Here is a 19,557-nt window from a genome sequence, read left to right on the forward strand (position 1 = left end):
CCATTACTTATAGTTTATTATATCCGTATGTTGTGATTGATACCATTTTGGAATATAGGATGAAAAATGATTATGATCTTCTAAAATTCCGTTTAATCTTTCCTTCATATCATCTACTAAATGCGGTGTGCTTCGGTTTGTCCATACGATATCCGCTGGGAATGTCATTGCTGCATATAAGGAGTACAGTTTCCAAAAATGAAGCGATGGTTCACCTCCGCAATATCCGTGAACTTGTCCAACCGCAAATGGTTTACTTATTCTTGTCGTAAAAATCGCTACATTATAAAAATCGTGTATTGGATCGCCAAAATCATATCCACCAAAATCGATAACGATAAACTCCTTATTATGAATCATACTATTCGCTGGATGGAAGTCATCGTGTAAAAATGTGATTGGACGATTTTTCAATAATTGTTTATGCTCCCCTACAAATCTTAATACTGGCTTCAAATCAAGGAAATCTATTTCATAGTTTGCTAACGCTTCTACATATCTTTCATACTTATTCCATCGAACCGTTTCCCATTTATTGCTTGCACTTTCTCTTTCAATTGAGTGAATCCTCTTTAATACTTCTCCTGCTTTTCTTCCTGCATGATACTGTTCTTCCACTGATAGCTTCCCTAAACCTTCTTCACCGTTTACACCGTATATCCATTCAAATACTTGAATACATTTATTTAATTCCTCAAGTTTTATGAAATGAATTAACTTGGGCGTTGGAATATGTAATAACTCTAATTGTTTCATATACGTATATTCTTCTTGTTTACGTTCAAAATGAACAGCATCACATACCTTCACAAAATATGTTACTCTGTTTTCTAATTCAATTTTATATTTCTCTTCATGTGAAAAACCTTTTGAAATAGCTGTACACTTTACAATACGAGGCCATTCTAGTTTTCTCTCTATCTCTCTAAGTATTTCCTTCACAACGCTCACCTCTATCAATATATGTACAAACTACCTAGCACTTCATTCTCTCGTTTACTTTCACCTGTAAACTCCACTGCAAATGGATATTCGCCATGATGCTTCAATCGTTCTAGTACTAGCCCTTCTCCAATTGGTTCACAAAACTGTACATGAACGTCACCAAACGCTACACTTTGACATTCCGCATTCCATTCGTCATTTTTCACGACCGGACTTGCATTTAGCGCCATTACTTCTTTCCATTTTTGTACTGTTTCTCGAACATTTTTCACTGCGTAATGAATTGTATCAAGTTGTTGTACTTTGTTTTTATGTTCAGTGATTGTTCCTATGTTACGTAAATCGTTTCTTCTTTCTTCATCCGTTTCGTTCCACTGTATAAAGAAAGGCAATTTCGGCCCATTCTCTTCTTGCGTTACAAATAACATTTTCCACTCTAAAAGGCGGCCATCTTTTCTCATTCGTTTCCCTTCAAATGGTCCTATCGTATGTAATCCATGTTTATTAAACTTAACTGCTAGTTCTTCAATTGCGTCTGTTCGAATGGCGATTTGTAGCATCCCTTCTCCATCTTGTAATTTCACTACCGTTTCTTGTACTAATGGGTTTTCTGCTTTCTTCGCTTTTTCTTCATGCTGAACTGCTAAAAATTCTATATATGATAAATCAAAATAACATAAACTATTCCAAGTACCCCAAGTAGTATGCTCTCCGCCTACTGCAGTATGAAATCCATGCTCCTGCATTTGTTTTGCCGCTTCCTCCGGTGTACCATGTACTGCGTGTACGAGATGATCAAATCGTAACATGTCTTTCTCCCCTTTCTCTCCATTCTTTTATTGTATATTTTATTTTTCTTTCATTCAATTCAAAAACTTTAAAACCTAGTTGATTTATACGATTAATATGTATTATAATAAAACAAATTTAATTATTGCTGATTGGAAAAACCAAAGGCACTTTTCTCATACGGGAAAAGTGTCTTTTTCATTTATTATTACAGGGGGATTATTTATGCAGAAATTAATTGTCTTTGCTATTATCGGATTTTTCGCTCAATTAATCGATGGAGCGCTTGGAATGGCGTACGGGGTAACATCTACCTCGCTTTTATTAATGTTTGGTATTGCACCAGCCGTTGCATCTGCATCAGTTCATTTAGCTGAAGTTGTTACAACTGCCGCTTCTGGTGCATCACACATCAAATTTGGAAACGTGGATAAATATACCGTTTCCAGGCTTACATTACCAGGAGCAATTGGCGCATTTATTGGGGCATGTTTTTTAAGCAATTTACCTGGTGATGTAATTAAACCGTACATTTCCGTATTTTTATTTACTTTAGGGGTTTATATTTTATTACGATTCCTCATTCAAAAACAAATTGTCACTTCAAATAAACGTATGTCTGCTAAACAGCTTGTTCCGCTTGGCTTATTCGCTGGATTCGTTGATTCAACTGGTGGCGGTGGCTGGGGGCCAATTACAACACCTGTACTTTTGGCAAGAGGAAATGAAGCTAGAAAAGTTATCGGCTCTGTAGATACGAGTGAGTTTCCTGTTTCACTCGCTGCAACAATCGGATTTTTCATTTCACTTGGCTGGGAACAAGTAAGTTGGGTTTGGGTATTTTCTCTCATGCTCGGTGGCATCGTTGCAGCACCAATCGCTGCATGGTTAGTACGCATCGTTCCTTCTCATTTACTTGGCGTATTAGTTGGGGGCCTCATAATCTTTACAAACATTCGTACACTGCTTACTACATTTAAAGTGGATCCAACTATTATTTCACTTTCTTACGTGGCAGTTGGCCTTGTTGTTATTATTTCTATTTTCATTGCTGTTCGTAATCATTCCAAGCGTTCTAACACACCGACAGCTGGATATCCGAATGATCAAAAACAAATGCTACCATAATGATAAAAATACCGCCCGATATACTTCGAGCGGTATTTTTTATTTTTCTATTTTCCAATTGATCATCGTTTCTGTAGTGCCAATTCTCTTCATATGTAATTTCTCTAATACACGAATCGAGCTGTTATTTTCAAGAAGTGTCTCTGCAATAACCGTTTCTACCTCTCCTGTTTGAAAAGCCCAATTTATTAGTTCACTTACAGCTTCTGTCGCATATCCTTTATTCCAATATTTCTCAACAAATCCGTAACCAATTTCTACTGTATGTTCCTCATTTGGTTTCCCTTTAAACCCTATATCCCCTAGAACGATGTCATCTTCTTTTCGAATGACATACCACGCTCCCCAAGGTAATAAAGCCGCATCTTGTTTTACAGTTTCTACATGCCCTACAATATGTAGACCACTATTAAATCCTTGCTCGTTAGCAACTTGCATCCTCTCTTCTGTACACGGTACTATATAGAGTCTTTCTGTTTCTAATTTCATATTTATTTCCCCTTTTCAATTAAACAATACCTCAATTTTATCAGAAATAAAAAGAATATTCATTCTATTTATCAGATTTATACTTACTTCTTTGAAACGGATTTAAAGAATAATCCTATTTTAATAGTTGTGTCGAATTATATTTTCAGAATTTTCTTTTATTTTTAAAGGGTTTTTCAATATTTTTTGCGAAACATTTGTATAACAATTTCTTTCTTTATTTTTTGTTACATAACAGTAGGTTCGGGTGGAGTTTTGCAAGCGTTTCCTATACAATAACCGATATTTTTTGACTTTTCCTAACAAAATATCTTGCAATATATTCAGAAAGTCATTACAATTGCCATATATTAAAAATCTTAGCAATATATCAAATCCTCATCAATCCGATGAGGTAGAGGTTGCGACTTTTAATAGTAAGACGGACGAGACGCAGAGAATGTCACCGACTCCGTTTGAAAGGAAAAGTTGCCGAAGTTTCTATTTCTTCTCTGGAAATATGAGCTGGGGCTGTCTCCGAAAGGAACAGAACTGTCACGTTTACAAAATTACCGTGTAAACGTGGGGTGCTATCTTAACGGAAGGGTATGATGGGGTGGTTATTTGTGAAACGTTCCGCCAAATTCCTTTGGCGGTTTTTTGTATTTTTCTCCCCCGCTCCTTCCTATCTTACAAGAAAAGGAGTGTTGAACATGAATAGCGCAACGAATCAAACTACCTCTGAAACGCAAACTACAAAAGGAAAAGGTGAATTAAAACGTAGTTTAAAATCAAGGCACCTTACGATGATTTCTCTCGGTGGTACAATTGGTACCGGATTATTTCTTGCCAGCGGTGGTGTCATCCATTCAGCTGGTCCTGGCGGTGCATTAGTTGCATACGCCGCAATTGGGATTATGGTTTACTTTTTAATGACAAGCTTAGCTGAACTCGCTGCTTACATGCCTGTTACCGGTTCTTTTAGCACATACGCAACAAAATTTGTTGATCCGTCCCTTGGCTTTGCACTTGGATGGAACTATTGGTATAACTGGGCCATTACAATTGCTGCTGAACTCGCTGCTGTAACATTAATTATGAAATTTTGGTTCCCAGATACCCCTTCCCTCATTTGGAGCGGATTATGTTTAGCTATTATTTTCCTTTTAAACTATTTATCTGTTAAAGGGTTTGGTGAATCTGAATATTGGTTTGCACTTATTAAAGTCGTTACTATTATTATCTTTTTAATTGTCGGCTTTATGATGATTTTTGGAATTATGGGCGGCGAAACTGTCGGCTTCAAAAACTTCACTGTTGCAGATGCACCATTTAACGGCGGCATCATGGCAATCATCGGTGTATTTATGGCTGCTGGGTTCTCCTTCCAAGGAACTGAATTATTAGGAGTTGCTGCTGGTGAAACGTCTGATCCAGAGCGTAATATTCCGAAAGCGATTCGTTCTATCTTTTGGCGTATTCTTTTATTCTATATTCTTGCGATTCTCGTTATCGGTTTATTAATTCCTTATACAACAGAAAGCCTTGCTGCAAGTGATGTAACAGTAAGTCCATTTACACTTATTTTTGAAAAGGCGGGCGTTGCCTTTGCCGCTTCTGTAATGAACGCTGTTATTTTAACGGCAGTACTATCTGCTGGTAACTCTGGAATGTATGCATCAACTCGTATGCTTTGGGACTTAGCTCGCCAAGGAAAAGCACCAAAATTCTTAGGAAAATTAGACAGCCGTGGTGTACCTGTTAACGCATTAATCGTAACGTCAATTGTCGGTAGTATCGCTTTCATTGCTTCTTTATTCGGTGACGGCGTTGTATACATTTGGTTATTAAACGCATCTGGAATGTCTGGCTTTATTGCATGGGTCGGAATCGCAATAAGTCATTACCGTTTCCGTAAAGCATATATCGCACAAGGTAAAGATTTAAAAGACTTACCATATAGAGCAAAATGGTTCCCATTCGGTCCAATCTTCGCATTTGCACTTTGTGTCATCGTCATTTTAGGTCAAAACTACGGCGCATTTATGGGCGAAGCAATCGATTGGAACGGCGTACTCGTTTCTTACATCGGTTTACCACTCTTCTTAGTATTATGGTTAGGATATAAATTTACGAAGAAAACGAAAGTGATTCCGCTTGATAAATGTGAACTAAAATAAAGTAAAACGAGCAAACAAATTTGTTTGCTCGTTTTTTATTCCAATGCTTCTCCCTTCCCTATTGCTCCTGTTTTTGCAATAATAAAGGAAATATAAATAAAGGTTGGGATACGATGAACATTCGCATTACTGATGAAGCAAAAGCAGCTATACATAGATTAGAACGCAAAGACAAAAAGATCATTCGCATTAGAGGGACAATGACAAACTCTTGTAGTATTTTCGTTGATGTGGATTTAATTTGGGATACATATAATGCAGATGACATTGTATATGAAGATGCTGATTTTACTGTGCAAATGGATTCATTTACGAAAGACTACACTGGTGATACGGTGAAACTTGATTATAAGACGACAGGTTTTAGTATTACGACTCCAAATGAGACTTTAGTTTATGGATTGTCGATTAAAAAATAAAAATTGTTTTAGCTAACCATTGGGGTGAAAAAATGGGTAAATATGTTCCGTTAAAATTTTTATTTAATGAAGAATTAGCAGAAAAAATGGCTGATTCTATTTGTAAACACGATCCTACTTTCTCTAAAAGAATCTTTGTAGATTCTGTAACATGTAAAGTTGAAAATTTAGAGTTAAAGCAGCGTATTGAAGTAATAGCAGATGAATTACATACTGCATTACAAAAAGATTTTAATGAAGCAATACATATTTTACTGAAAACATTGGGACCAGAAAATACAACAGAAGTAGGTACATTTACAAACGGATATATGTACATGCCTATTGCAAAATACGTTGAAAAATATGGGCTTAACGATTTTGAATCCTCATGTAACGCCATGTATGAAATAACAAAAAGGAATACTGCTGAATATGCCATTCGTCCTTTTCTTGAAACATACCATGAAGACACACTGGGCGTATTGCAACAGTGGATTCATGACGAAAACAGCCACATTAGGAGATTAGTTTCCGAAGGTACAAGACCAAGACTTCCTTGGGCTAAAAAAATGGGAGCTCTAAAAGGTGACTTTAAGAACAATTTACAACTTCTTGAACCATTAATGAATGATCCTTCTAAATATGTCCAAAAATCAGTAGCCAATCATATGAACGATATTACGAAAGAAGATAAAGAACTCGTTTTTCAATGGTTACAGCAGTTACGTGATAAACAGCAACCTGTTAACCCTTGGATTATAAAACATGGGTTAAGAACGGTGATAAAAAGTGGTACTTTGCCAAGAGATTTTTCTTTTTAAGTATTTTAAACGAAACCGCTTATGCTTCAAGAATGAAGTATAAGCGGTTTTCTCTTTCAAATATTACCCTCGCCTTAAAATATTTTGAAACATTTCCGGCTTATTTCGTTCAAAGCTTTCTATAAGTTCTTTTCCAAATATCGTTATACTCTTCTCCCAAGGGTGACCTATATAACCCCACTTAAAGTCTTTTTGAATAAAGAAGTAGTAATCTCCATTTGGAAATACAGGTATCATCCACTCATCAAATTCATTTCTTTCAAACTCTACATGTGGATTCACCCAATAACACTCATGTTGCCAATCCAGTGCCATGATATATTCATTCGATGACGTATTTTCTTTAAAAGCTTGTAACGCCTTATCTTCCAGATCGCTATATATATTTAAATCTATCGACTCTCCAAAATAATGAGAAATATCATATGTAACAAAAGGACTTGGCACCTTAAATGATGGGAATATAGAATCACTTGGTGAAAACTCAAGTTCACTATATATCTTGTTCCAAATTTGATCGTCCTCTTTGTCTGTAAACTCCATCCAGTTTTCCATTAAACAACTACCTTCCCTAATAATTTCAAGGACTTTCACGTACTTATCCCGAATATATAAATAACCATTCTCACAAGGAGCGAATTTATATGAATCTATTCGAACATGAAACGTAAAACCGTTCCCCTTTCATAATTGTATCCTCCTTTTTTTTCATCATATCATTTACTTACAAAATAGGAGGATACAATTATGAAACTTGATCCATTATTTTCAACTTTATTAGAAAGTGCTTATACAAATTTTAGCGGTTGGGATTTCTCTTTCATTTCAGAAACGGGTCGAATGAAGAGCGAACCTTTATCGTGGTCGTACGGCAGCACTGCTTTTCAGCTTATGCAGCATGCAGAATCAATGCTCGATATGGGTACTGGTGGCGGAGAGTTTTTATCTATGTTACAACCGTTCCCGTCAACTACTTATGCTACTGAGGGCTACGCTCCAAACGTGCCAATCGCTCGGAAGAAATTAGAACCTTTAGGGGTTACAGTTGTAGAGGTAACGGATGATACTATTTTACCATTTCAAGATAGCCAGTTTGATTTGAACATAAATCAACATGAATCATATGCTGCACCTGAGGTAAACAGACTCCTTGCTCCTAATGGAATATTTCTTACCCAACAAGTTGGCGGTCTCGATTGCGCGGAACTTAATGAGCAGTTTAACACGCCGCTAAATAGCGAATTTGTAAGTTGGTCGCTTGAAACTGCATGTTGTGAGTTAAATGAAAATGGATTTACTATTTTAGAAAAAAAAGAAGAGTTCCCTTTTCAACGCTTTTATGACATTGGCGCTATCGTCTATTATTTAAAAGCGATTCCGTGGCAAATTCCTGATTTCACTGTTGAAAGGTATTATGAGGAATTATATCGTATACATGAAATCATCTTACAAAAAGGTTATTTTGATGTGAAGCAACATCGTTTTATGATTAAGGCGATTCGCAGTTAATCATGGAGCATATGAAAAAGAGATGGATCTACCATCTCTTTTTTTATTTTCACTCAATATTTTCTATATTTAAACACTTCGTTTCACAGTAATAGCCTTTGCCACCAACATAAACTTTTTCTATTTTATTCTCGCTATCGGTTGCTAATTTAACTAATATTTCGGAAGGCGAGTGTAAAGAATAACCTTGTTCAAATACATAGTCTTCTTTTTGTAAGTAGTGCTGTTCATAAAGATAGCAAGCTAATGCACCATTTGAAGTTCCAGTCGCTGCTTCTTCATTAATGTCATATAGCGGAGCAAAGTTTCTGCATATAATTCGATTGTCATTAAAAGTATATAGATGCATCCCGACAACATTATAATACTTGCTGATTTCTTTAATTTTTTCAAAATTAGGTTCCAGTGTATGTAATTGTGTTTCGCTTTTTATAGGAACTAAAATATCTTTTAAGCCCGTAGAGACAATTTGAATTGGGTATGTATTGTCTATATCTTTAATGTCAAAGCAGTCGATAAACTCATTTGGAGATATAACATCATAAAATATCGGTTCGTTTTGTTCCATGAATATGATGTCATCTTTTATGGTAATAGTAAGAACACCGCTGTTCGTTTCAATCGTATAGCGATTCTTGAAAAGTTTATTTACATGCATCAGTATCGCAAAAGAGCCAATTGTCGCATGACCACATAAATCAACTTCCTCTTTTGGTGTAAAATACTCAATTTTATAATCAGCAACTTTAGATTCTGATATAAATGCGGTTTCCGCATAGCCCAGTTGTTTGGCTATTGCCATCTTTTGAGTAGTAGTCAATGTATTCTCCATAAATACCACTCCTGCTTTATTTCCGCCTTTATGATCCTTGCTAAATGCACTTGCAACATAAACAGATATTTTCATAAGACACCTTCCTTCCTCTCTTATATTAAATTGTAGCATAGAACGTACTACGTATATATATTGTTGGATAAATTCGCCATACAGCAAGAGACAAACTATTTTTTAGCATCTGAACTCTCCAAAAATAGTTTGTCTACAGCCTGAGAGTTGGATCTACCATCTCTTTTTCCCCGTTTATTTAGCAAAAGTTTGTGGTGCCTTCTAGATTGTTAAGTAAGTTCATGCCTTGCAATCGCATCAGCTAATGCGATAAATTGCTCGTGCGTTATCTTTCCTGTTACCTTCGCTTTAATAATTTTTTCCATTTCTTTTGTAATAATCATACTCTCTATTGCTAGACTTGCTTCAGCTTCTTGGATAGCTTCATTTAGTTCTTCCTCACTTTTGAATGCCATAATTTAAGTTATCTCCTTCACATCATTTTCATTTCCTTCTCTAATGAAGCAAATTGTGTACTTATACATATGTTTATTCTCTTTCATTTACACATGAGTTATTTAGCTTATTTTTAAGTAAAAACACTCGCCTTACAATTCCTTACTACATAATATATAGTACAACTTTCATACGTAAACACTTTACGTAAAGCGAAAGAATCCTTTTTAGAAAGGAGAATTAACATCGATACTATAAGCAATGAATTTCTAAAACTTTATTACGACAGCAACGTTTGGTTACATGACACACACTGGCTCGGTGTCCCCATTTTCAAACTTCCCTCTGACCTTTTTTTGTATCAAGAAATTGTTTACGAATTAAAACCCGATTTAATTATTGAATGTGGTACGTGTTATGGCGGTAGCGCACTGTATTTAGCTTCTTTATTAGATTTAATTGGAAAAGGTCATGTACTTACTATCGATATATTCCCTCAACCAAATCGACCATCACATGATCGAATTACGTATTTAACAGCTTCTTCTGTTTCTGTACAGGCCGTCCAAACAATTTTAAATATGCGCAAACCTGATGATGTGATTTTAGTTATTTTAGATTCTGATCATAGTAAAGAGCATGTCTCAAAAGAACTGTTACTTTATAAATCTATTGTAACAAAAGGCAGTTACTTGATTGTAGAAGATACAAGTATTAACGGAAATCCACTCTATCCTGATTGGGGCCCTGGTCCAATGGAAGCTGTAGAAGAGTTTTTAGCTAAAAATAACAACTTCATAATCGATGAATCTAAACATAAATTTTTCATATCATTTAATCCAAAAGGTTATTTAAAGAAGATAAAGTGAAACTTTAATAAGTGGGGTTATACAAAACCCCACTTATTCTATGATCTTCATTTTTGAAAAAGGATAATATACAAATTCCACTTTGCCTATTATGTTATCTTCTTCAATATACCCTAACCCGTTTCGACTATCTCTACTAAGTTCACGATTATCACCCATTACAAATAACTTATTTGGCGGGATTTTTGTCTTTTGAAAGTTATAAAACACTTGCGTATTATTGAATAAATCTTTATTTGTATACGGTTCTTCTTGCTTTTTATCATTCACATATACTGATCCATTCGCTATGCTAATTACGTCACCAGGAAGTCCTATTACTCGTTTTACATAATATTTCGACTCATCCTCTTCCTTTATAATGACAATTTCTCCGTGCTCTAAATTAGAAAAATGTACTGCTGCTTTATTTACAAATACGTAGTCTTCTTCATATAAAGTTGGTTGCATTGATTTTCCTTCCACTTTACATAAAGTAAAAGAATGATAGGCTACTACTAAAACAAACACGAAGAGTATGTATTTCCCCCAGCCTCTTTTCATCTCCTGCTTCATATCCATTCCCACCTTATTTAAACGCTTTTTAACTCAAAAAATAGATCACTGCACAATAAGTCTCCATGCAGTGATACTATTTTTACTGTGGCTTGTTCTGTTGTTCTACTGGGACTGGATTTCCACCCGTTCTTTTCGCTTTCAATTCAAAATACGCATCCAAAATCTCTTTACCAATCGCAGAATTAATTCCTGATTTGTCATCATTCACCCAAGGTACAACAACTGAAAAAGCAACTTCCGGATCAGCATCATATGGTGCATAACCGGCAAGAGTTAAATTATAACATTTTTTTCGGTTATAGTTTTCATCTCTTCCAATATCACTTTCTCCACCATATACTGTTTCAGCTGTTCCTGTTTTTCCAGCTGGTTTATACGGTAATCCTTTAAACGTCCCAGTACCTGTCCCGTCAGTTTCTTGAAAAACTCTTCTAAATCCTTCTTTTACATGATTAATATATGAAGTGTCCATATCCACTCGATTTAAAATAACCGGTTCAATAGAGCGAACAACTTTTCCAACATCCTCTGGTTTATGTGGTTGCTCTCTCACTTCTTGTACAATTTGTGGTTTCATTCGGTAACCGCCGTTTGCAATTGTTGAAATATATTGAGCAAGTTGCAGCGGTGTATATGTATCGTACTGCCCAATCGCATAATCAAGTAAAAAACCAGGTATGTTATCCGTTCTACCCATTTGACCAATCGATTCATTCGGCAAGTCAATTCCAGTCGGTACACCTAATCCGAACTGTCTAAAGTAGTAGCGCATTTTATTAAATGTCTCTAGTTTAATGTCTAACGGATTGTTTGGTACATAATTTATACCTGCCATTTTTAAAGCAGTGTTAAACATGTAAACATTCGATGAAACTTGTAAAGCTCTTAAATCATCAATATCACCAAAGTCTTTCCACGATTTCTTTGGTTTAGAACTTCCTTTAAAATACATTGGTGCATCAAAGAAGTGCGTATACGGTTTAATCGCTTCAGTTTGATATCCGGCTAATAACGTAGCCCCTTTCACAGTTGACCCTAACTCATAAGAACTTGTCATCGTTCCTAAAGCGAAGTCTTCTATTTGCATGCCGCCATCTTTATTTACAATTTTCTTGCCACCCATTGATAAGATTTGCCCGTTTTTCGGGTTCATCATTACAACGAACGCACGATCCATCATCGGCTCTGCAGAATGAAATGCTCGTAAATTCTTTTCAAGACTTTCCTCTACTTTTTTCTGTAACTCCATATCCACTGTTAACATTAAATTATTTCCACTTTTTCCTTCAGTCACTTTTTCTGTCCGAATAATATTTCCCGTTTTATCCGTAATATTTTTAGACTGTTCTTTCGTTCCATGTAATGCATCTTCGTACTGTTTCTCGATGTAGCTCTTACCAATGCGATCATTTCGGTTATAATCACGCACTAAATAATAATCTAACTGTTCTCTTGGCAAGCCCTCATTTTCAGTAGAAACGCTACCAAGAATAGAACGAAGTATCTTATCATTTGGGTATTCACGTTCCCAATCCACTGTCGTATCCACGCCTGGCAAAATTGCCAATCTTTCACTTACGATTGCATATTCATTTTGACTTACATCTTTTTTAACAATTTGCGGCGTCATTTTATATCCCGCATTCATCCTACTTTTAATTGCTAGTACTTCTAGATCCTCTTTTGATAGTTCGCTTAATTCTTCTGGCGTAATTCTTTCACGGCGCAACTCTTCAACTTTTTTATCTAATTCTTTCCCCTCAATCTCTTGCTTCCTAAATGCACTCTCATCTTCTTTCGTTACTTTTTCTGCTGCTCGTTTTTCATTTAACTGCATCCAAAAATCTTTTTTATCGGTTTCTGTCAACTTATTGATATCTTCTGGCGACATTTCAATAAGCTGAGCTAAATTTCTTGCTACTTGTAAAACTTCTTTCGAATCTACTCCTTTCATTTTCGTATATGTAACGGTTCGTAGTGGTTTATTATTTACAATCACTTGACCTTGCCGATCAAACATTTTCCCTCTAGGAACAGGAGTGCTTACCGTTACATCTTCCTTTTTGTTCACTTCATTTCTATACGTTTCTCCATCAATGATTTGTACTTTACCTAATTGAATTATAATAGCTGAAAATAAAAGAAAGACGATAAAAAATAGTACATTTAATCGAAATGGAATATGAGTCTTTTTCTTTTTCGATTGTTTCTTCTGCTCCTTTTTCTGTCTCATTTCGCTCCCTCGCTTCATTCTATTAACATTTCTACGCAAAATCATTATGTATCAAATTTATTTATATGATATATATAGAATTTTATATTAATTACTAAAGAAATAAAAGATTTAATTTTCAGTATTTTAATTTCACAACCTATTTATTACCATTCCCTTAAATCGTCATAACATGAATTTTCTTCAAACAAAAAACTGAGGTGCTCTCTTTACACCTCAGTTTTTTCGATAACTTATTTCATTGAAGATACCCCTTCAACAAACTCACCAATCTTATTTTGAAAAACAAAATCAAAGTTATATTCTTGCCCTGTTAACTCTTCATTTACTAAAATGGTCGTTGCCCCGATTTCCCTCTTTGCGATTTGTGGGAATGAAGCGACAGGTTGTACTTTTAATGACGTGCCCATAACGATAAATACATCTGTCTCATATAAACGTGTAATCGCATTTTGATATTGCGGCAATGTATCTCCGTATAAAACGACGTCTGGATTTAAAATGAAATTACACTTCCCGCAGCGAGGCACTTCATGATCAATCATATACTGCAAATCATATCTCGCTTTACACTTCGGACAATGTGCTGTTTGAAGTGTTCCATGTAAATCAATGACATGCTTACTACCGCCTAGTTGATGTAAACCGTCAATATTTTGCGTTAAAATCGTAATATCTTTCCCTTGTTCTTCTAATTCAGCTAAAAAGCGATGGCCACGATTTGGTTTATATTGATGAAACGTATTAATTTGAAAGATTTCTTTATAATGCTTCCAAAATTCTTTCGGACTTCTATTATAATATCCTCTTGATAAATACATCTCGACATTCGCATCAGCATACAATCCATTTGCTGAACGGAAATCTGGAATACCACTTTCCGTACTTGCTCCTGCGCCTGTTAAAACTGTAATTTTCTTCGCTTTTTCTAAAATTGAACGTACTTCTTTAAATTGTTGCACAAAAATCACCTCTATGTATATTGCTATACTTATTATACCAGTTGTTTACAGGAGGTGTTGTCTTTGTATAAAGAACTCTTTAAACTTCCTTATTTTATATAGTTTTTCTTGATGATATCTTTTGCATTATTGTACAGGAATACAAGGAAGATGACTGCTAGGATACCGTTTACCCAGTAATATGTATTTCCAGAAGTAAACCTATTATAAAAGGATTGAGCATTATAATATAATAGCCCCGCTGAAAGCACAGTAGAGAATACTACCATACCAAAACTTTTCAAGATATCCACCCCGATTTCAAAAATTCCAATTTTTACAATAATTATACATGAAAATGAGCGAATTTAAAATATGCAATGTACCCTATCATTATCAAGTTAACGATATCCCCATCTTCCAAACATAAATAAAAACTACATACGCACTTCGGTAATACTTCAGAATCTTACTTAATGCGTAGTTCCCCCAAATTCCACAATATCCACCTCAACTGTCGTCGTTACCGCAACTGCCAATTCTATCCCTTTGCTAATAGTAGAAAGAGACATACTCGCTTGCCCTGGGTAGTTACTCGCTTGTTCTGGCAAGAACGGAATATGAATAAATCCGCCTTTTATTTTCTTATCATGTTTCTCTAGTTCATACATGAGACCATAGAACAAATGATTACAAACGAATGTACCTGCTGTTTGTGAAACGGAAGCTGGTATCCCTTCTTCTTGAAGTCTTTTTACAATTGCTTTCATCGGAAGCGTAGACCAATAGGCAGCCGGTCCTTCTTCTACAACCGGTACATCTACCGGTTGATTCCCTTCATTGTCAGCAATTCTCGCATCATCAACGTTAATTGCGACACGCTCTATCGTAATATCTGGTCTGCCTCCAGCTTGTCCGATACATATAATCATTTCAGGGTTTAGTTCTTCTATATATTCTTTTAAAACTTGTATTGATTTATGAAATACAGTTGGTACTTGTTTACTAATAATCTTGTATTCTCCGATTGTTTTTTCATGCAAACTTTTTGCGACTTCCCAAGCTGGGTTGATGCTTTCTCCGCCGAACGGATCGAACCCTGTTAGTAATACTGTTTTCATAGTTTTCCCTCCTAATTAGAAACGATATACAAGGCCGTACATGATAAACATATTGATGATAAAGATTGAAAGAGCAATTGGTACTTGCGCTTTAATAACTGCATTTTTATCTTTTAGCTCTAAAAGCATTGCCGGAACGATATTAAAGTTTGCTGCCATTGGCGTAAGTAGCGTTCCGCAATATCCAGCAAACATACCGAGTGCTGCCATAATTGCCGGATTTCCTCCGTGCATTTGTACAATTAAAGGTAAACCAATTCCGCCAGTAATTACGGCAAACGCTGCGAATGCATTTCCCATTACGACTGTAAAGAGCATCATTCCTAAACAATATGCCATAACAGCAACGAACGGATACTCTGTCGGTAATACTTGTCCGACTAAATCAGAAACGACTTGTCCAACGCCAGACTTTGCGAAAATACCGCCAAGTGCTGCTAACATTTGTGGTAATATAACAGCCCAGCCGACAGCTTGTAATAGTCTGCTTCCTTCTTGTACAGGCGTTGTTATTTTCGATTTTGTAATACGCATCGCTGCAACGAATGCAAGTAATGCCCCTAGTGCTAATGCTACTAGCGTTACTTTATCTGGATCAACAAGGGAAACATTTCCCCATTTGATTTTGCCTAACGTTAACGTACCGATAATTGTAAAAATAGGAATTAATAGTGCAGGCATAAAAATTTTATTTTTTAATTTCTCAGCATGTTTCACACGTTCTTGTACCGGTACTTCTTTCTCCTCTGATTTTGTTACTTTATTTAATGAAGCTAACACGACCATAGCGAGCACGATACAGCCAACGTAAAACGAAGGGATTGCATTTCCGAATAAAAATGTAACTGCAAATAACGCCCAAAATAAGCTAGAACCCCATCGGTTTGGATGTTCACGATCAAATGCAATACGAACAGCGATAAAGGCAACGATTATACCTAATACGTAATAAATTGTATCCATTGTGATAATGTTCATTTTATATTGCCTCCTTCTCTTCTTTTTCTTTTGATGTCATCGTTTTCTCTATATATTTATCAAATCTTCTAAATCTGATCCAGCTCACAATAAGCGCTGATATTGCAGTTGGAATGCCCCAAAGCGCCATATCCCACACACCGACATGCATACCTACTGAATCGAAGAATCCTTTCATTAATAAAATCGCACCAGTCGCGATAAATATATCCTCTCCGAAAAACCAAGCTGTATTTTCCGCAGCTGCTGCGTTTGCTTTAATCTTTTCTCTTAACTTTTCAGGGAGCTTACCATATTTACCTTGCGCAGCCCCTTCTGCCATCGGTGCTACGAGCGGTCTTACTGTTTGTGCATGACCACCAATGTTCAGTCCAAGTGCTGCTGATGATTCTCTTATCGTAAAATATGACATTAATACTCTTCCAGTTGTTGCTCCTTTTGATTTCGTTATTAGTGCTTCTGCTCTTTCTTTTAAACCGTAACGCTCTAAAATTCCGATTACCGGTAAAGTTAGTATTATCGGCATAGACATATATCTATTTTCTATGAAAAATTTACCGAACATGCTAATCACATCATAAAAGCTTAATCCTGAAACCATACCAGTAACAATACCTGCTACCATAACTACTAAAAGTGTATTTAATCTAAATAAAAAGCCCACTGCAACAAGTAGTATCCCGATTAATTTAATCATTCCAGCACTTCCCCCTATTCTTTATCCCACTTTAACGGGCAGTAAAACTCCCACCTCAAAATTCAACTAAGTCAAAAAAATTTAGATGGGAAGTCAACTGCCCGATTGGTTCAACTAATAATCAGCGGGGGATGAACCTCCCCACTGATTAAAGTTTCACTTTATTTCGATGCACAAATTGAAATACCATCAAGTTCGAATGTTCTGTATATTCTTTCCGCAAATTGGACCGCTTTCTCTCCATCACCGTGTAAACAAATCGTTTGCGCTTGAACTGTCACTTTCTCTCCATTCACCGCTCTTACATAGCCTTCTTTCACCATTTGAATCACTTGCTTTATCGCTTCGTCTTCATTTTTTATGAGTGCATTTTCTTCTGTCCGGCTCGTTAATGTCCCATCTTGCTTATACGTCCGATCAGCAAAAACTTCTTGTACGAGAGTTATATTGTATTTTTCCGCAGCCTGTATAAACGCCTCACTATTTGCTAATCCGTAAAGTAATAGATTTGGATTACTATGATTAATTGCCTTTGCGATTGCATCTGCAATTTCCGGATTAGTCGCCGCCATATTATATAGAGCACCGTGTGGTTTTACATGATGCATTTTCCCGCCTGCTGCTTTCACAAAAGCATCTAATGCACCGATTTGATACAATACATAGTCGTATACTTCATTTGGTGAAACGTTCATATTTCTTCTTCCGAATCCAATTAAATCAGGAAAACCAGGATGCGCACCAATTGCTACGTTGTGCTGCAGTGCCTTTTCGACCGTTTTCCTCATTACAGTCGGATCACCCGCATGAAAACCACAAGCAACGTTTATAGAGGAAACGAACGGAAGAATTTCATTATCATTCCCCATTTTATAAGCTCCAAAACTTTCTCCTAGATCACAGTTTAAATCGATTTTCGTCACGATGTTTCCCTCCTATTGTCAGCCTCGTAAAGCGACGAATTTCTTTAATAGATTCATATTTACTTCTTGTTCTATGTACAATTGTTCCGCTTCTTCAAGCGTAATTCTCTCAAAAGAAACGTAGTCCCCCGGTTTTAATTGAGCAAGAAGTGGTAAATCTACTGAAATAATATTGCCCATTCTCGGATAGCCACCTGTCGTTTGCCTATCTGCCATTAATATAATTGGCTGTCCACCATTCGGAACTTGAATGGTCCCAAATGTAACGGGACTCGATAAAATCTCTTTTTCTTCCACTCTATTTAAAACTTCTCCCTCAACTCTATAGCCCATACGGTCAGCGTAATTAGATACTTTATACTCTTTCGTAAAAAATGCCCTTATACTTTCTTCTGTAAATTGATCATATTCAAAATCAGTTATGACGCGAAGCTTAGGATATTTCTTATACTTTGGCAGTACACTGCTGATAATTGCCCAGTTCGTTTTGATTCGCTCTCTCTTTTGTAAGCCTTGAATGAATCGACTCGCTATTTCTGAGTGCGTACCAATTTGAAAATAATCGCCTTTTTTCAGCATTCTCCCTTCAATACCACCAATCGCTGCACGTATGTAAGTACTTTTGCTTCCCATCGTATGATCAATCTGTATACCACCTGCAAAAGTTACATACGCTCTGCAACCACTTTTCACTTTTCCCAAGCAAAGCATGCTACCTTCTTCTGCTAAAATGGGACGCCATAATGGAATACGCTCTCCATTCAGTAACGGTTCCATATCCGCTCCGCCAATCGCAAGTAAGGTCGTTTTCTTTATTAACAATTTAGGTCCCATAATCGTCATTTCAAGTCCTGCTTCATTCTCTTCATTACCGACCAACATATTGATCATTCGAAGTGCATTTTGATCCATGGCCCCGCCAACTGGTACACCGTATTGTTGATAATGAGATCGCCCTAAATCTTGGACTGTTGTAAACATTCCTGCATGTAAAACCTCTACATCCATTCTTTAGCCCCCTCAAGTGATACGTACTCTTCCTTCGTTATTGGGATAAATCGTAAATACATACCGCTTTGAATATAGGTTGGTGTTTCTTCTTCTGGATTAAATAAGGAGATTGGGGTTCGGCCAATAATATTCCATCCTCCTGGTGTTTCAAGCGGATATATACCTGTTTGATTTCCGCCAATACCTACCGAACCAGGAGATATTTGCAATCTTGGCGTTTCTTTTCTAGGTGTTTCTAGTTCTTTTGATAGCCCTCCTAAATACGGAAATCCTGGTGTAAAACCTAACATATACACAAAATATGTTGTTTCACTATGTATACGAATGACATCTTCTACCTGTAATCCTCTATAATGCGCGACCTCTTCTAAATCAGGTCCATATTCTCCCCCGTAGCAAACAGGTATGGAAATATGTTTCACATCTTGATTCACTTCTTCTTTATATGAATCACACAACTCTTGTATATATTGACAAACGTAATGATACGGCCCTTCACTTCTCCCATTTCGCTTCCATACTTCGTATACATTGTAGTAGACCGCTAATGAAGTGAAAGACGGCACACACTCAACCATTCCTGTAAACGGGTGCCGTCTCAATGCTTGAAATAATCGCTGCACTTTTTCGTATGTCTCCATCTCAATTTCTTCACCAAATGTAACAAGAATTGCTTGATCCCCTAACGCAGAAAATTTCATCC

At 36.3% G+C, this 19,557-nt stretch carries 22 protein-coding genes and 1 riboswitch; of the genes, 6 read left to right on the forward strand and 16 right to left on the reverse strand.

What is annotated here, in order from left to right; translation table 11 throughout:
- Positions 1-3: 3 nt before the first annotated feature.
- Both FOT98_RS24675 and FOT98_RS24680 read right to left on the reverse strand, forming a co-directional pair.
- Positions 4-942, reverse strand: coding sequence for an aminoglycoside phosphotransferase family protein (locus FOT98_RS24675; RefSeq protein WP_063260340.1), 939 nt, complete (start codon positions 940-942; stop codon positions 4-6).
- A 14-nt stretch (positions 943-956) separates the two neighbouring features.
- Entirely contained in the window at positions 957-1,754 is a 798-nt protein-coding gene (locus FOT98_RS24680) for a VOC family protein (protein ID WP_063260341.1), read from the reverse strand.
- A 97-nt stretch (positions 1,755-1,851) separates the two neighbouring features.
- Here FOT98_RS24680 and FOT98_RS24685 point away from each other — a divergent pair, with 97 nt between their 5' ends.
- On the forward strand, positions 1,852-2,862 hold the full coding sequence (locus tag FOT98_RS24685; protein ID WP_063260342.1) for a sulfite exporter TauE/SafE family protein: 1,011 nt from the start codon (positions 1,852-1,854) through the stop codon (positions 2,860-2,862).
- Positions 2,863-2,901: 39 nt separating this feature from the next.
- Here FOT98_RS24685 and FOT98_RS24690 read toward each other — a convergent pair whose 3' ends face one another.
- A complete protein-coding gene (locus tag FOT98_RS24690; protein WP_063260343.1) occupies positions 2,902-3,351 on the reverse strand; it encodes a GNAT family N-acetyltransferase in 450 nt (149 codons plus the stop codon).
- 387 nt (positions 3,352-3,738) lie between these two features.
- Positions 3,739-3,931: riboswitch (Lysine riboswitch) on the forward strand.
- A gap of 112 nt (positions 3,932-4,043) precedes the next feature.
- Here FOT98_RS24690 and FOT98_RS24695 point away from each other — a divergent pair.
- The 3 genes from FOT98_RS24695 (at position 4,044) to FOT98_RS24705 (ending at position 6,732) form a co-directional block, all read left to right on the forward strand.
- Positions 4,044-5,510 (forward strand): amino acid permease, encoded by a 1,467-nt coding sequence (locus FOT98_RS24695; protein ID WP_061676943.1) that lies wholly within the window; start codon positions 4,044-4,046, stop codon positions 5,508-5,510.
- A 113-nt stretch (positions 5,511-5,623) separates the two neighbouring features.
- Positions 5,624-5,929 carry an iron-sulfur cluster biosynthesis family protein gene (locus FOT98_RS24700; protein WP_063260344.1) on the forward strand — a complete coding sequence of 102 codons (306 nt, stop codon included), beginning with the start codon at positions 5,624-5,626 and terminating at the stop codon, positions 5,927-5,929.
- Positions 5,930-5,961: 32 nt separating this feature from the next.
- A complete protein-coding gene (locus FOT98_RS24705; RefSeq protein ID WP_063260345.1) occupies positions 5,962-6,732 on the forward strand; it encodes a DNA alkylation repair protein in 771 nt (256 codons plus the stop codon).
- A 63-nt stretch (positions 6,733-6,795) separates the two neighbouring features.
- On the opposite strand, the gene FOT98_RS24710 is transcribed toward FOT98_RS24705, so the two are convergent.
- The gene (locus FOT98_RS24710) at positions 6,796-7,287 is read right to left on the reverse strand and encodes a DUF2716 domain-containing protein (RefSeq protein ID WP_063260346.1); all 492 of its coding nucleotides are present in this window, start codon (positions 7,285-7,287) and stop codon (positions 6,796-6,798) included.
- A gap of 192 nt (positions 7,288-7,479) precedes the next feature.
- On the opposite strand from FOT98_RS24710, the gene FOT98_RS24715 reads away from it, so the two are divergent.
- Positions 7,480-8,241, forward strand: a complete 762-nt coding sequence (locus FOT98_RS24715) for a methyltransferase domain-containing protein (protein WP_063260347.1) — start codon at positions 7,480-7,482, stop codon at positions 8,239-8,241.
- 49 nt (positions 8,242-8,290) lie between these two features.
- Here FOT98_RS24715 and FOT98_RS24720 read toward each other — a convergent pair whose 3' ends face one another.
- Positions 8,291-9,148 (reverse strand): PhzF family phenazine biosynthesis protein, encoded by an 858-nt coding sequence (locus FOT98_RS24720; RefSeq protein ID WP_063260348.1) that lies wholly within the window; start codon positions 9,146-9,148, stop codon positions 8,291-8,293.
- Positions 9,149-9,357: 209 nt separating this feature from the next.
- A complete protein-coding gene (locus FOT98_RS24725; protein WP_063260349.1) occupies positions 9,358-9,543 on the reverse strand; it encodes an antitoxin VbhA family protein in 186 nt (61 codons plus the stop codon).
- 225 nt (positions 9,544-9,768) lie between these two features.
- On the opposite strand from FOT98_RS24725, the gene FOT98_RS24730 reads away from it, so the two are divergent.
- Positions 9,769-10,392 (forward strand): cephalosporin hydroxylase family protein, encoded by a 624-nt coding sequence (locus tag FOT98_RS24730; RefSeq protein ID WP_071723845.1) that lies wholly within the window; start codon positions 9,769-9,771, stop codon positions 10,390-10,392.
- Between the two features lie 33 nt (positions 10,393-10,425).
- On the opposite strand, the gene lepB is transcribed toward FOT98_RS24730, so the two are convergent.
- From lepB to pxpB, 10 genes are all read right to left on the reverse strand, one after another.
- On the reverse strand, positions 10,426-10,947 hold the full coding sequence (lepB, locus tag FOT98_RS24735) for a signal peptidase I (protein ID WP_063260350.1): 522 nt from the start codon (positions 10,945-10,947) through the stop codon (positions 10,426-10,428).
- Between the two features lie 82 nt (positions 10,948-11,029).
- Positions 11,030-13,183: a peptidoglycan D,D-transpeptidase FtsI family protein gene (locus tag FOT98_RS24740; RefSeq protein ID WP_063260351.1), complete on the reverse strand. Its 2,154-nt coding sequence runs from the start codon at positions 13,181-13,183 to the stop codon at positions 11,030-11,032.
- Positions 13,184-13,416: 233 nt separating this feature from the next.
- Entirely contained in the window at positions 13,417-14,145 is a 729-nt protein-coding gene (locus tag FOT98_RS24745) for an NAD-dependent protein deacylase (RefSeq protein WP_063260352.1), read from the reverse strand.
- Between the two features lie 89 nt (positions 14,146-14,234).
- Positions 14,235-14,429 (reverse strand): hypothetical protein, encoded by a 195-nt coding sequence (locus FOT98_RS24750; RefSeq protein WP_080467523.1) that lies wholly within the window; start codon positions 14,427-14,429, stop codon positions 14,235-14,237.
- A 168-nt stretch (positions 14,430-14,597) separates the two neighbouring features.
- Positions 14,598-15,245: a pyroglutamyl-peptidase I gene (pcp, locus tag FOT98_RS24755; protein ID WP_063260353.1), complete on the reverse strand. Its 648-nt coding sequence runs from the start codon at positions 15,243-15,245 to the stop codon at positions 14,598-14,600.
- Between the two features lie 15 nt (positions 15,246-15,260).
- Positions 15,261-16,223, reverse strand: coding sequence for a DUF979 domain-containing protein (locus FOT98_RS24760; RefSeq protein ID WP_063260354.1), 963 nt, complete (start codon positions 16,221-16,223; stop codon positions 15,261-15,263).
- Between the two features lies 1 nt (position 16,224).
- Positions 16,225-16,920, reverse strand: coding sequence for a DUF969 domain-containing protein (locus FOT98_RS24765; RefSeq protein WP_061676954.1), 696 nt, complete (start codon positions 16,918-16,920; stop codon positions 16,225-16,227).
- Between the two features lie 161 nt (positions 16,921-17,081).
- Complete coding sequence (gene pxpA / locus FOT98_RS24770; protein WP_063260355.1) at positions 17,082-17,843, reverse strand: 5-oxoprolinase subunit PxpA; 762 nt, start codon at positions 17,841-17,843, stop codon at positions 17,082-17,084.
- 18 nt (positions 17,844-17,861) lie between these two features.
- Positions 17,862-18,851 (reverse strand): 5-oxoprolinase subunit C family protein, encoded by a 990-nt coding sequence (locus tag FOT98_RS24775; protein ID WP_063260356.1) that lies wholly within the window; start codon positions 18,849-18,851, stop codon positions 17,862-17,864.
- The gene (gene pxpB / locus FOT98_RS24780; RefSeq protein ID WP_063260357.1) at positions 18,842-19,555 is read right to left on the reverse strand and encodes a 5-oxoprolinase subunit PxpB; all 714 of its coding nucleotides are present in this window, start codon (positions 19,553-19,555) and stop codon (positions 18,842-18,844) included. The genes FOT98_RS24775 and pxpB overlap by 10 nt, the downstream gene beginning before the upstream one ends.
- Between the last annotated feature and the right edge of the window lie 2 nt (positions 19,556-19,557).

Origin of the sequence: Bacillus sp. HY001 (assembly GCF_007558965.1) — a bacterium.
Taxonomy (GTDB): domain Bacteria; phylum Bacillota; class Bacilli; order Bacillales; family Bacillaceae_G; genus Bacillus_A; species Bacillus_A mobilis.